This is a genomic window from Pseudomonas sp. 8 R 14 (genome assembly GCF_900005955.1).
GTDB classification, from domain to species: domain Bacteria; phylum Pseudomonadota; class Gammaproteobacteria; order Pseudomonadales; family Pseudomonadaceae; genus Aquipseudomonas; species Aquipseudomonas marginalis.
In genome coordinates, this window is sequence record NZ_CVTH01000087.1 from 85,127 (window position 1) to 99,380 (window position 14,254).

Consider the following 14,254-nt stretch of genomic DNA (forward strand, 5'->3'; position numbering starts at 1 on the left):
GTAAGTCGGGGCTTTTTGCATAGGCATGGAGGCTTACTTGCCCTTCGGCCTTTTGCTCGACGCGTGGCCCGCTTCATCCACAAACACTTCGGCGACTGCGATTGCCATGCTTTCGGTCTCGAAAACACCGGCGACGCTGTCTCCGTGGAAGTTGATCAGGTGCCAGCCGTCCGCTCGCTTGGTGATCAGGTAGCCGTTCACGCCTTTTGGTTCTGACATCTATTAACAATCTCATGGTCTGATTCAAGGGTGCAATGATAGCGCCAAATGTTCCAGGACCGCGCAAGTTATTCCAGGTCAGTGTTCCAGCCTGAAAAGCGTGCTAAAAGGGTTGCAGCCCCTTTAAGCATGAGCAGGCGGCTTTTTTTAGCGTGCCGGCAGAGCCGCTCTTTGTAAGATCAGCGGAACTTACGCCGACATTTTTTCTCTAGATGACATCGCAACGCCAGCAGGACCCATTGTAAGGTGACTGCGGCCTGATTAGACTGCGCCGAATTCCGTACGCACAGCCCTTTGTAAGGACTTATATGATCAAGAAATGCTTGTTCCCAGCAGCCGGTTACGGCACTCGCTTCTTGCCAGCGACCAAGGCCATGCCCAAAGAGATGCTGCCGGTGGTAAACAAGCCACTGATTCAGTACGGCGTCGAAGAGGCATTGGATGCCGGTCTGAACGAAATCTCTATCGTCACCGGTCGCGGTAAACGCGCACTGGAAGACCATTTCGACATCAGCTACGAGTTGGAAAACCAAATCAAGGGCACCGACAAGGAAAAATACCTGGTCGGTATCCGCAAGCTGCTGGACGAGTGCTCTTTCTCCTACACCCGCCAGACTCAGATGAAAGGCCTCGGCCACGCCATCCTGACCGGTCGCCCATTGATCGGTGACGAGCCGTTCGCCGTAGTACTCGCGGATGACCTGTGTGTAAACCTGGAAGGTGACGGCGTACTGACCCAGATGGTCAAGCTGTACCAGAAATACCGCTGCACCATCGTTGCGGTTCAAGAGGTCGATCCTCAAGAGACCAACAAGTACGGCGTGATTGCCGGTGACGACATTGGTGATGGCCTGATCCGCGTACGCGACATGGTCGAGAAGCCGGCGCCTGAAGATGCACCGTCGAACCTGGCGATCATCGGTCGTTACATTCTGACCCCGGATATCTTCAAGCTGATCGAAGAAACCGAGCCAGGCAAGGGTGGCGAGATCCAGATCACCGACGCCCTGTTGAAGCAGGCCAAAGACGGTTGTGTGATCGCCTACAAGTTCAAGGGGCGTCGTTTTGACTGCGGTGGCGCCGAAGGCTACATCGAAGCCACCAACTTCTGCTACGAGCACTTCTACAAGACTGGCAAGGCTTACTGATTCACGCAGGCCTGCCTTTGAAAAAGCCACCTTCGGGTGGCTTTTTCGTTTTTCAGCCCCATGTAAGTCGGTATGCTGATGTCCTGCCGAGGAGAATGAAATGGCCTACGATTTTGACCTGTATGTAATTGGCGCCGGTTCCGGCGGTGTTCGCGCGGCGCGCTTTGCTGCGGGCTTTGGGGCCAAGGTGGCCGTGGCGGAAAGTCGCTACCTGGGCGGCACCTGCGTGAACGTTGGCTGCGTGCCGAAGAAACTGCTGGTGTACGGTGCGCATTTTGCCGAGGACTTCGAGCAAGCCAGTGGCTTTGGCTGGTCCCTGGGTGAAGCGAATTTTGATTGGCCGACCCTGATCGCCAACAAGGATCGCGAGATCAACCGCCTCAATGGCATCTACCGCAACCTGCTGGTCAACAGCGGCGTGACCCTGCATGAGGGGCATGCGCGCCTGGTTGACCCGCACCAGGTGGAAATCAATGGCGAGCGCTTTACGGCCAGGCACATCCTGATCGCTACCGGGGGCTGGCCGCAGATTCCGGATATTCCGGGGCGTGAGCACGCCATAGGCTCCAATGAGGCGTTTTTCCTCAAAGAGTTGCCCAAGCGCGTGCTGGTGGTAGGTGGCGGCTATATCGCGGTTGAGTTTGCCGGGATTTTCCATGGCCTGGGCGCGCAGACGTCATTGCTGTATCGCGGCGACCTGTTCCTGCGTGGCTTTGATGATTCAGTGCGCACACACCTTAAGGAAGAATTGACCAAGCGCGGCCTCGACCTGCAGTTCAATGCGGATATCGAGCGCATTGAAAAGCAAGCCGATGGCAGCCTCAAGGCCACCTTGAAAGACGGTCGCGTGCTGGAGGCCGATTGCGTGTTCTATGCCACTGGCCGACGTCCGATGCTGGATAACCTGGGGTTGGAAAATACCAGCGTCAAACTGGATGAACGCGGTTTCGTCCAGGTGAACGACCAGTACGAGACCACCGAAGCGTCGATCCTGGCGATCGGTGACGTGATCGGCCGTGTGCAGCTGACGCCGGTGGCTCTCGCCGAAGGCATGGCCGTAGCGCGTCGCTTGTTCAAGCCCGAGCATTACCGCCCGGTGGATTACGCAATGATCCCGACAGCGGTATTCAGCCTGCCGAATATCGGTACGGTCGGCCTGACGGAGGAGGAGGCGAAGAAAAACGGGCACAGGGTGCAGATCTTCGAAAGCCGGTTCCGCCCGATGAAGCTGACCTTGACCGAGTGCCAGGAAAAAACCTTGATGAAACTGGTGGTCGACGCGGACACCGACAAGGTGTTGGGCTGCCACATGGTCGGTCCGGACGCGGGCGAGATCGTCCAGGGCCTGGCGATCGCGCTCAAGGCCGGCGCGACCAAGCAGCACTTCGATGAAACCATCGGTGTGCATCCCACGGCGGCGGAAGAGTTCGTCACCATGCGCACGCCTGTGTCCGACTGATCAGGCTGGCGGTGTTGCCTCTGGCGCCGTTGCAACGGCGGCGGCCAGGCGCAAGGCTTCGATAGTGGCGTGGGCCTTCATAAGCTCCAGTTCCAGGCGCTTGTTGGTGTGCCCGTGCTCAGCCAGCGCTTGTTGGTGTGACTCACTTTCAAGCAAGGCCACCCGCAGGCGCTCCTGAAGGAGAGTGCGCTCGCTGTCGATCTGGCTCACGTGTTCGCTCAGCTTCAGTTGCTGGGCCTGGTCTTTGCGGGTTTGCTCCTGCAGCGCAGCCAGTTCCTTTGCCGTCACTCGGTGCTCGATCAGCAGGCGCTCGTTGTCACGGTGCAGCTGGGTGATTTCGTCCTGGCGAACCATTGCGCTTTGCTGGGCTTGGCGCAGCTCTGCCTGTACTTGCTGCAGCTGGCCTTCGTGGCGCCGTTGCTCCTGCTCGCGCTGCTCCTTGATCGCATTGCGGTAGTGTTCCAGCGCCTCGCGGGCGTGCAGGTGCTTTTCTTCCAGCGAGCGAATCTGTTCGTCCTTGTCGTTGATCCTTAGCTCGTAATCGCTGCAGGCCTGGCTGAGCCCGGCGTTGCGCGTTTGCTCGGTTTGCAGACTGGTATTGGTGGTTTGCAGGGCAGCGCTTTCTTCTGCCAGTGCAGCCGCCTGAATATCGAATTGTTGCTTGAGTTCGCCGTGAGCTTCTTCAAGCGCCTCGATCTGGGCGAGCAGGGCGGATTTTTGCTGTTCGAACTGCGCAAGGGCCAGGTCAATCGGCTCTTGAGCCTTGTCCTTCAAGCGCTGCGCCAACCGTGCAACCAGCTCACCCAGCTCGTCGTCGATCGGCGCTTCGGTGATAGTCAGGCGGGCTTCGCTGTCGTCCAGCTCCTTCAAATAGCGGTGGATCGTGGTTTTCGAGCCGGTATTGCCCAGCTCGATGCGTACCGCGTCGATGCTGGGGTTCTCGCCACGGGCAAGGATCGCCAGGCGTGCCGTTTGAACTACTGCTTTATTAATGCCGCCGCGAGCCATGGGGTCTCCGTCGATTTAGTACTGTGGTATGTATTATGTAGATACATACTCTAACACGAATAAAAACTCGTTAAAATTCATGATTTAACAGATGGGATATTGGCGTATTATCCCGTGTCATGAGCGACTGGAGCGCTTATACCTCTGCCAGCAGTACGAATAGGCCTCCCATGAGCGATCTGGACCGTTACCTCAACGCCGCCACCCGCGATAACACGCGCCGCAGCTATCGTGCGGCGATCGAACACTTCGAAGTCAGTTGGGGCGGATTTCTGCCGGCCACCAGCGACAGCGTGGCGCGTTACCTGGTGGCGCATGCCGGCGTGTTGGCAGTCAACACCTTGAAGTTGCGGCTCTCGGCATTGGCGCAATGGCATACCAGCCAGGGCTTTCCCGATCCGACGAAAGCGCCGGTGGTGCGCAAGGTGCTCAAGGGGATTCGCGCCGTGCACCCGGCGCAGGAGAAGCAGGCCGAGCCGTTGCAACTCAGGCATCTGGAGCAGGTCGCGGCCTCCCTTGAGGCTGAAGCGCGAGAGGCCAGTGAGGCGCATGACCCACCGCGGTTGCTGCGCGCCAAACGTGACACTGCGCTCATCCTGCTGGGCTTCTGGCGCGGTTTCCGTAGCGATGAGTTGTGCCGATTAAGTATCGAACACGTGCAGGCAACACCCGGTGCAGGCATCAGTCTGTACCTGCCGCGCAGCAAAAGTGACCGCGACAACCTCGGCAAGACCTATCACACCCCGGCGCTGCTGCGCCTCTGTCCGGTGCAGGCCTACAGCGAATGGCTCAGCGCCTCGGCTCTGGTGCGCGGTCCGGTATTTCGCGGTATCGATCGCTGGGGAAACCTGGGGGAGGAGGGCTTGCACCCCAACAGCGTGATACCGCTGCTGCGCCAGGCGCTTGAGCGTGCGGGCATCGCCGCCGAGCAGTACACCAGTCACTCGCTGCGTCGGGGCTTTGCCACCTGGGCCCATTCCAGCGGGTGGGACTTGAAGTCGTTGATGAGTTACGTCGGCTGGAGCGACATGAAATCCGCCATGCGCTATGTTGAAGCGACGCCCTTTCTCGGCATGACATTGGCCACTCAACCGCTGCTTTGAGATTTCTTCTATTAATACCGTCACCTGATAGGGAAAACCAATCGTCAGCATCAGGTTTGCCAATGAGCCATCTGCCGAGAGAGTGGGTAGGATTCACCTCATCAACTTCTTAACCCCTGACGGAGAGTCAACGATGCCTATCATCAACAGCCAAGTAAAACCGTTCAAAGCAACTGCATACAAAAACGGCAACTTCGTAGATGTGACCGACGCTGACCTGAAAGGCAAATGGTCGGTAGTGTTCTTCTACCCAGCCGACTTCACCTTCGTTTGCCCAACCGAGCTGGAAGACCTGGCCGACAACTACGCCGAATTCCAGAAATTGGGCGTCGAAATCTACAGCGTTTCGACCGACACCCACTTTGCCCACGCTGCCTGGCACAACACTTCGCCAGCCATCGGCAAAATCCAGTACACCATGATCGGCGACCCGACCCTGACCATCTCCCGCAACTTCGACGTCCTGATCGAAGAAGCTGGCCTGGCTGACCGCGGTACCTTCGTGATCAACCCGGAAGGTCAGATCAAGATCGTTGAACTGAACGACGGCGGTGTTGGCCGTGACGCTTCCGAGCTGCTGCGCAAAATCAAGGCCGCTCAATACGTTGCTGCCCACCCAGGCGAAGTGTGCCCAGCCAAGTGGAAAGAAGGCGAGGCTACTCTGGCTCCGTCCCTGGACCTGGTCGGCAAGATCTAAGTCTGTGAAGACGTATCAAGGGCGGAACTCCGCACTTAAGTAAGCTGCATCCGCCCTCAAAACGCCCGGGCGAGAGTCGCTCGGGCGTTTTTTTGTCTGCAATAAACCGAATTAATAGGAAATCGCCCGTATGTTGGACGCCAATCTTAAAGCTCAGTTGAAGTCATACCTGGAACGGGTCACCCAGCCGATCGAGATCGTCGCCTCCCTCGACGACGGCGCGAAATCCCAGGAAATGCTTGCCCTTCTGCAGGACGTAGCCAGCCTCACCACGCTGATTACCCTGAAGACCGATGGTGATGATGCACGTAAGCCATCGTTCTCCATCAACCGCCCGGGTGCCGAGATCAGCCTGCGTTTCGCCGGCATCCCCATGGGCCATGAATTCACTTCGTTGGTGCTGGCCCTGCTGCAAGTCGGTGGCCACCCGTCGAAGGCCAGTGTCGAAGTCATCGAACAGATCCGCGCGCTTAAAGGCGAGTTCAGTTTCGAGACTTACTTCTCGCTGTCCTGCCAGAACTGCCCGGACGTGGTCCAGGCATTGAACCTGATGGCCGTGCTCAACCCGAATATCCGCCACGTCGCCATCGACGGCGCGCTGTTCCAGGCTGAAGTCGACGAGCGTCAGATCATGGCGGTGCCGAGCGTCTACTTGAATGGCGTGAACTTCGGCCAGGGCCGCATGGGCCTGGAAGAAATCCTCGCCAAGCTCGACACCAGCGGCATTGAAAAAGCCGCCGAGAAAATCAGCGCCAAGGAGGCCTTTGATGTGCTGGTCGTCGGCGGTGGCCCAGCCGGTTCCGCAGCCGCCATCTACGCCGCACGTAAAGGCATCCGCACCGGTGTTGCCGCCGAACGCTTTGGTGGCCAGGTGCTGGACACCATGTCCATCGAGAACTTTATCTCGGTACAGGAAACCGAAGGGCCGAAACTGGCCAGCGCCCTGGAAGCCCACGTGCGTCAGTACGACGTGGACATCATGAACCTGCAGCGCGCCAGCAGCCTGGTGCCGGCGAAGAATGCCGGTGATCTGCACGAAATTCGCTTTGAAAGCGGTGCGACCCTCAAGTCCAAGACCGTGATCCTGGCCACCGGCGCCCGCTGGCGCGAAATGGGTGTACCGGGCGAGCAGGAATACAAGGCCAAGGGCGTGTGCTTCTGCCCGCACTGCGATGGTCCGCTATTCAAGGGCAAGCGTGTGGCGGTGATCGGCGGCGGTAACTCCGGCGTTGAAGCGGCCATCGACCTGGCCGGTATCGTCAGCCATGTGACCTTGCTGGAGTTCGACAGCAAGTTGCGCGCCGATGCGGTATTGCAGCGCAAGCTGTACAGCCTGCCTAACGTTGACGTGATCACCAGCGCGCTGACCAGTGAAGTCAAAGGCGATGGCCAGAAAGTGACAGGCCTGGCGTACAAGGACCGCGATACCGGTGAGTTCAAGACCCTCGACCTGGAAGGCATCTTTGTACAGATCGGCTTGCTGCCCAACACCGACTGGCTTAAAGGCACTGTGGAACTGACCCCCCGTGGCGAGATCATTGTCGATGCCCGTGGCGAAACTTCACTGCCAGGGGTATTCGCCGCCGGTGACGTGACGACCGTGCCGTACAAGCAGATCGTGATTGCAGTAGGCGAGGGCGCCAAGGCTTCCCTGAGTGCTTTCGATCACCTGATCCGTACCTCCGCTCCGGCGTAAGCCCAGGTCAGGAAACGAAAAACCCCATGAGTGATCATGGGGTTTTTTGTTGTGTGTTGAAACTTACAGCGGCGCTGGCTGGATGATCTCGACCCAGTACGCATCCGGGTCCTTGATGAACGCCAGGCTTTTCATGCGGCCATCGGTCAGGCGCTTCTGGAAATCGCAGCCCAATGCCTCGAAGCGTTCGCACGCGGCAACAATATCGGGCACCGAGATGCAGATATGGCCAAAGCCGCGTGGATCGGTGTTGCCGTTGTGGTAGGCGAAGTCGGCATCGTTTTCGGTGCCGTGGTTGTGGGTCAGTTCCAGGATGCCTGGAATCGACTTCATCCATTGGGTACGCGCGGCGGCGTCGGCCGGGATCTGGGATTTGTCCACCAGGGCCAGGAAGTACAGGCTGAATTCGGCTTCCGGGAAGTCGCGCTTTTCAACCAGGGAAAAACCCAGGACGCGGGTGTAGAAATCCAGGGACTTGGTGATGTCCTTGACCCGCAGCATGGTGTGGTTGAACACGAAGTTCGAGGTGGCGGTGTCAGGTTGGGCGGTGACGCCCGGGAAGGTGTTCAGTTCGTGCAGGCTCATGGGCCCTCCAGAAAAAAATGGGGCAAACGCGGCTCCAGGTAAGAGGAGCGTTCCCTTGGCTTGCGGCTGGCGTCCGTGCAGCCGGGCCATGATACGCAAGGCCCGCTTGCTGCGCCAAATGAAAAAGCGCGCGCAGGTCTTGCGACCGGCCGGTGGCGGGGCTCACACTTTGTCGCTTGAACCTTGGGTGTCTTTTGCAATGATCGAATGTCGTATACCGCTGTTGAGCGCTCTGTGTTTGCTGTTGGCCAGCCCCTGGGTGTGGGCGGGCGACCCGGAAATTCACTGGCCCAGCGGCTGGCAGGTAGAAGAGGTGGTGCCCGACGGCGACGCGCCGGCCACGCGGCAGCCGGTCTCGCGGCAGCGTGCGATCAAGAACGACGAAAATGGCAACACATTGATGGTGATGGAGTTGACGGGGACGCCGATCGAGGCCGGGCATAACGTTAATCTCCAGGGCGTATTGCTGGAGATGCGCAAGTCCATCCAGAAAGATTTTGCCCAGGGCGGTTATCAAAGTGTATGCAGCAAGATGCACTCGACAACACTGAGTCGCCTTGAGGCCGTGGAAACTACCTGTGTGATTACCGAGAATGGACGGCACGTCCTTTCGCAAACATTGGTGGGGGCTGTAGATACCGATAAAGCGTATGTTTTTTCATACGCGGGTCAAGCCGATGCCTACGAAGCCAGCAAGGATGAAGTCAGTTCGGTGCGCGCCAGCCTCAAACTTTAAGTGGGTTTCGCCCGTCGATTCTCAACAAGGTGAAATGTTATTTAAGTTCGGTTTCGAACCCTTGAATAAAAAAGCCCCGCATGTGCGGGGCTCTTTGTTAGTGCGCTGCGATCAGCCGCGAAGCCAGGAGTCTACAGTGGCCGCGCCATACTGTTCTTTCCAGGCCTTGAGGCCACGGTGGTTACCGCCCTTGGTTTCGATCAGTTCGCCAGTGTGCGGGTTGTGGTAAACCTTGACCACGCGCGCACGGCGCTGTTTGGGTGCGCTGGCGGTGGCAGCGCTGGTCTTGCCCGGGTTTGGATCAAGGATCAGGATAATGTCGCGCAGGCCTTTGCCGTAGGTTTTCATCAGTCCTTGAAGCTTTTCTTCGAATTCGATTTCTTTCTTCAGGCCGGCGTCGTTCTTCAGGGACTCCAGCTGGGCGAGCTGCTCTTGAAGGGCTTTTTCTGCTGCGCGAAATTCGGCGAGTCTGGACAAAATCTGTACTCCAATAGTGTATTTGGCTGATGTCAACTACAGACAAAGCTATAAGCCAATAGCGTTAAGGCGACTCACAGAAGAAGTCGTCCTGCGAGTTCTGCACAGGCAAGAAAAATTGTAGTAGTTAATCCGCCACGAGTAAATCACGTCTTTTGTCGTATTAACATTATTTCAACGCCGCTAGTGCGTGCCTATTGAATGGCTGGCCAGGTTTTTAATGAAATCATCGCAGGGTAAAGGCCTTCCAAACAGGTAACCCTGCAGGAAATCCACACCATGAGCGGCCAGGTATTCGCACTGCTCGGCAGTCTCTACACCCTCGGCAACGATGCCCAGGTCCAGCTTGCCGGACAATTCGATGATGCTGTCCAGAATATGCCGCGATAGTGCATCGGCACCGATCATGGCGACAAAACTCTGGTCGATCTTCAAGTAGTCCACATTGAAGTTACGTAAATAACCCAGGCTGGAGTGACCGGTACCAAAGTCATCGATGGCAATCATCACGCCCAGTTGATGCAAGGCGTCGAACAGTCGACGGGTAATATCCGTGGGCTCGATCAACTCGCGCTCGGTCAGCTCCAGCACCAAGGTCACCTGGCCCGGCGCAAAGGCGGCGAGAAATTCACGGCAATCCTCCACCAGTGCAAGGTCGTGGCAATGGCGCGCGGTGATATTCACGCCGATATGGAAGCCCGGGCTGAACTGCGTCGCATGGGGCGCCAGTTGGGTGGCGGTCTGGCGCAACAGGGCACGGGTCATTGGCACTATCAGGCCGGAATGTTCGGCCAGCGGGATAAACAGATCGGGCCGGACCAGGCCTTCCTTGGGGTGCTGCCAGCGCATCAGCACTTCGCAGCCGGCCCATTCGCGGGTGTCACCGCGCACCACCGGCTGGAAGTACGGGATGAACTCATTGGCCCCCAGCGCCCGTTGCAGCTCATGGGTGGGCGCCGAGGAGCGCTTTTGCAGCCAGTGCGCAAGCAGGCCCGCGAGGACGCCAAAGAACACCACCAGGCTGAACAGCGCCGGGTAACGTGCCTGCATATAGCGCCACACTTCACCGGCCGGCATGCCGGCGTCGACGCTGTAGCGATAACGCTCGGACGCCAGGTGATGATGGGCCACGGCAAATACCGGGACTGCAGTGTCGTGCACGTTGCCATCGGCGCCGAGCCAGTGAGGGCCGACTTGCAGCACAAGCTGCGCATAGCGGCTGATCAGGCGCAGGGCGTTGGTCAGGTGATAGCCGTCGATGGAGGCAAACGCCGCTTTGTCGCCGTCGACCAGGCGGTAGACCAGCAGCGCGGTATCCGGCGTAACCGGGTTGCCGTTCATCAGCCACAGGCGGCCATCGACGTAGTCATCCGGGTTTACCGGTGACTCGTAGTTGCTGCCGAACAGGGAGCTGCAATAAATGTTTTTCTGCCAGGACAAGGTCGTCGCCCGCACAAACGGCCGGCGCGTGACCTGTTCACGCAGCGCCAGTTGCGCGCCACTGTCACACGGCTGTCCGGCCAGGGGCAGCAAGGCCTGGGCGGCGAGGGCGGTATTGTCGAGCATCAGGTCGAATTGACGTACGGCTTCCTGGGCGGTTTGCGCGGTGCTTTGTTCGAGGGTGCGTTCGGCTTGCCAATACAGGATGGCCGCACCGAGCAGGATCGGCAGCACACCCGCCAACAGGCTGATCGCATAGCGGGTGAGAAGTCTTCGCGGGCCTTTGACAGTGAGGGGCATGGGTTCAGGCCTGTTGCGCAGGGGGAGGGCTTTACCGGCAGGCCGGCGGGGAATGTTCCGATGATAGATGGCCCGCTTGGAGTTTGCTCGCCCTGACAAGGCTTTGCGCAATCTCGATAAAGGCCACGGTGGCCGGTGACGACTGCCGACGATCCAGCACCGCCAGGCCGATCTGGCGCGGCACACGGGGCGAAAGGGGTCGCTTCACATAGCGCGGATCAAGTGCCTGGGGCAGCGACGCTTCGGCGACGATGCTCAGGCCATCGCCACGGCTGACCGCTTCCAGGGTGCTCAGCAGTTGTGCACAGCGGTAACGAATCCTTGGTCGCAGTTGTCTGGCGTCGAACAGGCGGGTGACCAGTTCCGAGGAGCCGGCTTCGGTCAGGATAAAGGCATCGTCGCACAGGTCCTGCAGGGCCAGCGTGTCCCGCGCAGCCAATGGATGATCTGCCGGCAGCAGCGCCACCAGCTCGTCCTCGAACACGGTAAAGGTGTCGTAGCGCTCCTGTTCCAGCACCACAAAGCCCACATCGATCCGTCGCTCATCCAGCCACTGCAGCACCTGGCGGTCGGGGCCTTCGTCCACATGCACCTCAATCCCCGGATGGGCGCTGCGAAACTCGCTGAGGATGGTGGGCAGCAGGCGAATCGACGCGGTCGGCCCGAACGAGCCGATGCGCAAGGTACCGCGCCGCATGCCCCGGGCATCGGCCGCTTCTTGTTGCAGGGTGTTGGCCAGGCCGAGCATGGCACGGGCACGTCCGAGTAATTGCCGGCCGATGTCGCTGGGTTCTACCAGTGACTGGTGGCGCCGAAACAGCTCCACACCCAGTTCCTGCTCCAGGGCCTTGATGGCATGGGACACCGCCGACTGGCTGATGCCCAGGCGGTGGGCCGCACTGGTAAAACCCTGCAGCTCGGCGACCAGCGAGAAGATTTCCAATTGGGTCAGGGTCATGAGTGAAAGCTCATTTTACGATGATTAGTTATTAGCTGAAGAATACGCCAATTCTCCCCGTACCTAGAGCCATCCCCATGCATCCCGCCTCCGACTACCTGACTTATTGCAAACTCGCCGCCGTCACCATGATCTGGGGCGGTACCTTTGTCGCCGGGCGCTTCCTGGCCGACCACCTCAATCCGCTGCTGGCCGCCAGCCTGCGTTTTATCCTCGCCAGCCTGGCGTTGTTGCTGTTCATGGCCTGCGGGCGTATTCGACTGTTACGCCCGAATCTTCGGCAGTTTGCGCAGCTGGCGGTGCTGGGCTTCTGCGGGATTTTTTTCTACAACCTGTGCTTCTTCTATGGGTTGCAGTACATCAATGCGTCGCGGGCTTCGTTGATCGTGGCGTTGAACCCGGCGGTGATCGGCCTGGCGAGCTGGCTGTTATTCAAGGAGCGGCTGAGTCGGATCAAGCTGCTGGGGATCCTGTTGTGCCTGGTCGGTGCCGGGACGGTCATTGTCAGCCGTAACCCGCAGTTGCTGCAGGCCACCGCCGATGCCTGGATCGGCGACCTGCTGATCCTTGGCTGCGTGGCAGGGTGGGGCGTTTATTCGTTGTGTGCCCGTGGGCTCAACCAAAGCCTGGGGCCATTGCAGACGGTCACCTGGTCGGTGCTGCTGGGCACGTTGATGTTGATCAGCACCGCGTTTGTCACCGCAAGCGTCAGCGTAGAAGCGCTCGGCCGCTTGCAACTCACCCAGTGGCTCAGCCTGGCCTACCTCGGCGTGTTGGGCTCGGCGCTGGCGTATATCGGTTACTACGACGGCATCCGGCGTATTGGCGCGACGCGCTCCGGCGTGTTTATCGCACTCAACCCACTGACGGCGGTGATCTGCGGTGCCTTGCTGCTGGGGGAGCAACTGACGGCGCCCATGCTGGCGGGCGGGGCCATCATCCTGCTGGGCATCTACCTGTGCAACAAACCCCTTGCACAGGCCAGGGCAATGGGGATTTGATAAGAGTACGGACAAACGCAGTTACGCTGTGTAGAATCGATTTACGCATACAAGAATATGGACTTGCGCTCACGCAAGCCTCGGCCGTCAGAGACTGATGTAACCATGAAGCTACTCGGCTCCCCCCTCATCTTTGGTGACTTCCTCGCCCGCAGTGTGCGAGGCCTTTCCTGCGCGCCGCCCTCCGACCTCATCCTTGCTCGCAAATAACCAATTGCTACCCACAAGAATGATGAGGCGCCGGCCATGACCGACCACTATGAAAACCCAATGGGCCTGATGGGCTTTGAATTTATCGAATTCGCATCGCCGACCCCGGGCACCCTGGAGCCGATCTTCGAGATCATGGGCTTCACCAAAGTCGCGAATCACCGCTCCAAGAACGTCCAGCTGTTCCGCCAGGGCGAGATCAACCTGATCCTCAACAACGAGCCCAACAGCATCGCCTCCTACTTCGCCGCCGAGCATGGCCCGTCGGTGTGCGGCATGGCGTTCCGCGTCAAGGACTCGCAAAAAGCCTACAACCGCGCCCTGGAGCTGGGTGCCCAGCCCATCCATATCGAAACCGGCCCGATGGAGCTGAACCTGCCGGCCATCAAGGGCATCGGCGGCGCGCCGCTGTACCTGATCGACCGTTTTGGTGAGGGCAGCTCGATCTATGACATCGACTTCGTCTACCTCGACGGCGTCGAGCGCAACCCCCAAGGTGCCGGCCTCAAGGTCATCGACCACCTGACCCACAACGTCTATCGCGGGCGCATGGCCTACTGGGCCGGCTTCTACGAGAAACTGTTCAACTTCCGTGAAGCGCGCTACTTCGATATCAAGGGCGAATACACCGGCCTGACCTCCAAGGCCATGAGCGCCCCGGACGGCATGATCCGCATCCCGCTGAACGAAGAGTCGTCCAAGGGCGCCGGGCAGATCGAAGAGTTCCTGATGCAGTTCAATGGCGAGGGCATCCAGCACGTGGCGTTCCTCACCGACGACCTGGTCAAGACCTGGGACGCACTCAAGAAGATCGGCATGCGCTTCATGACCGCACCGCCGGACACCTACTACGAAATGCTCGAAGGTCGCCTGCCGAACCACGGCGAACCGGTGGATCAACTGCAGGCGCGGGGCATCCTGCTGGACGGCTCGTCCATCGAAGGCGACAAGCGCCTGTTGCTGCAGATCTTCTCGGAAACCCTGATGGGCCCGGTGTTCTTCGAGTTCATCCAGCGCAAGGGCGATGACGGGTTTGGCGAGGGCAACTTCAAGGCGCTGTTCGAGTCGATCGAGCGCGATCAGGTTCGCCGAGGCGTGTTGACCGCCGACTGATCCATGTGGGGCCTGGCAGGCTGCCCAGGTGCTTGACGAACATGCTCCGTATCCCAAGGTACGGAGCATTTTTTTTGCCTGCCCATTCAGAACCAGCTTGAAAC

Annotated in this window: 14 protein-coding genes; 8 read left to right on the forward strand and 6 right to left on the reverse strand. The window is 59.2% G+C overall.

Going from position 1 to position 14,254, the window contains the following annotated elements; genetic code table 11:
- Positions 1–33: 33 nt before the first annotated feature.
- Positions 34–219 (reverse strand): hypothetical protein, encoded by a 186-nt coding sequence (locus tag BFQ01_RS25990; RefSeq protein WP_017528082.1) that lies wholly within the window; start codon positions 217–219, stop codon positions 34–36.
- A 308-nt stretch (positions 220–527) separates the two neighbouring features.
- On the opposite strand from BFQ01_RS25990, the gene galU reads away from it, so the two are divergent.
- Positions 528–1,367 carry a UTP--glucose-1-phosphate uridylyltransferase GalU gene (galU, locus tag BFQ01_RS25995; RefSeq protein WP_003212579.1) on the forward strand — a complete coding sequence of 280 codons (840 nt, stop codon included), beginning with the start codon at positions 528–530 and terminating at the stop codon, positions 1,365–1,367.
- Between the two features lie 100 nt (positions 1,368–1,467).
- A complete protein-coding gene (gorA, locus tag BFQ01_RS26000; RefSeq protein ID WP_065927484.1) occupies positions 1,468–2,826 on the forward strand; it encodes a glutathione-disulfide reductase in 1,359 nt (452 codons plus the stop codon).
- On the opposite strand, the gene BFQ01_RS26005 is transcribed toward gorA, so the two are convergent.
- On the reverse strand, positions 2,827–3,834 hold the full coding sequence (locus BFQ01_RS26005; RefSeq protein ID WP_065927485.1) for a DNA-binding protein: 1,008 nt from the start codon (positions 3,832–3,834) through the stop codon (positions 2,827–2,829). It lies immediately after the preceding gene.
- Positions 3,835–4,004: 170 nt separating this feature from the next.
- On the opposite strand from BFQ01_RS26005, the gene BFQ01_RS26010 reads away from it, so the two are divergent.
- From BFQ01_RS26010 to ahpF, 3 genes are all read left to right on the forward strand, one after another.
- Positions 4,005–4,937 (forward strand): site-specific integrase, encoded by a 933-nt coding sequence (locus BFQ01_RS26010; protein WP_065927486.1) that lies wholly within the window; start codon positions 4,005–4,007, stop codon positions 4,935–4,937.
- A gap of 133 nt (positions 4,938–5,070) precedes the next feature.
- Entirely contained in the window at positions 5,071–5,634 is a 564-nt protein-coding gene (gene ahpC, locus BFQ01_RS26015; RefSeq protein WP_003173835.1) for an alkyl hydroperoxide reductase subunit C, read from the forward strand.
- A 130-nt stretch (positions 5,635–5,764) separates the two neighbouring features.
- Complete coding sequence (gene ahpF / locus BFQ01_RS26020; RefSeq protein ID WP_065927487.1) at positions 5,765–7,330, forward strand: alkyl hydroperoxide reductase subunit F; 1,566 nt, start codon at positions 5,765–5,767, stop codon at positions 7,328–7,330.
- Between the two features lie 63 nt (positions 7,331–7,393).
- Here the strand turns inward: ahpF and gloA are convergent, their stop codons facing one another.
- Positions 7,394–7,915, reverse strand: coding sequence for a lactoylglutathione lyase (gene gloA, locus BFQ01_RS26025; RefSeq protein ID WP_053129696.1), 522 nt, complete (start codon positions 7,913–7,915; stop codon positions 7,394–7,396).
- Positions 7,916–8,114: 199 nt separating this feature from the next.
- Between gloA and BFQ01_RS26030 the strand changes: the two genes are divergently transcribed.
- Complete coding sequence (locus BFQ01_RS26030) at positions 8,115–8,651, forward strand: DUF4946 domain-containing protein (RefSeq protein ID WP_065927786.1); 537 nt, start codon at positions 8,115–8,117, stop codon at positions 8,649–8,651.
- Between the two features lie 111 nt (positions 8,652–8,762).
- Here BFQ01_RS26030 and BFQ01_RS26035 read toward each other — a convergent pair whose 3' ends face one another.
- The 3 genes from BFQ01_RS26035 to BFQ01_RS26045 form a co-directional block, all read right to left on the reverse strand.
- Positions 8,763–9,128 (reverse strand): histone-like nucleoid-structuring protein, MvaT/MvaU family, encoded by a 366-nt coding sequence (locus BFQ01_RS26035; RefSeq protein ID WP_065927488.1) that lies wholly within the window; start codon positions 9,126–9,128, stop codon positions 8,763–8,765.
- A 183-nt stretch (positions 9,129–9,311) separates the two neighbouring features.
- Positions 9,312–10,868: an EAL domain-containing protein gene (locus BFQ01_RS26040; protein WP_065927489.1), complete on the reverse strand. Its 1,557-nt coding sequence runs from the start codon at positions 10,866–10,868 to the stop codon at positions 9,312–9,314.
- 31 nt (positions 10,869–10,899) lie between these two features.
- The gene (locus BFQ01_RS26045) at positions 10,900–11,826 is read right to left on the reverse strand and encodes a LysR family transcriptional regulator (RefSeq protein WP_065927490.1); all 927 of its coding nucleotides are present in this window, start codon (positions 11,824–11,826) and stop codon (positions 10,900–10,902) included.
- Positions 11,827–11,903: 77 nt separating this feature from the next.
- On the opposite strand from BFQ01_RS26045, the gene BFQ01_RS26050 reads away from it, so the two are divergent.
- Together BFQ01_RS26050 and hppD are read left to right on the forward strand one after the other, a co-directional pair.
- Positions 11,904–12,827 (forward strand): DMT family transporter, encoded by a 924-nt coding sequence (locus BFQ01_RS26050; RefSeq protein ID WP_065927491.1) that lies wholly within the window; start codon positions 11,904–11,906, stop codon positions 12,825–12,827.
- Positions 12,828–13,073: 246 nt separating this feature from the next.
- Entirely contained in the window at positions 13,074–14,150 is a 1,077-nt protein-coding gene (hppD, locus tag BFQ01_RS26055; protein ID WP_027606579.1) for a 4-hydroxyphenylpyruvate dioxygenase, read from the forward strand.
- Positions 14,151–14,254 lie beyond the last annotated feature (104 nt).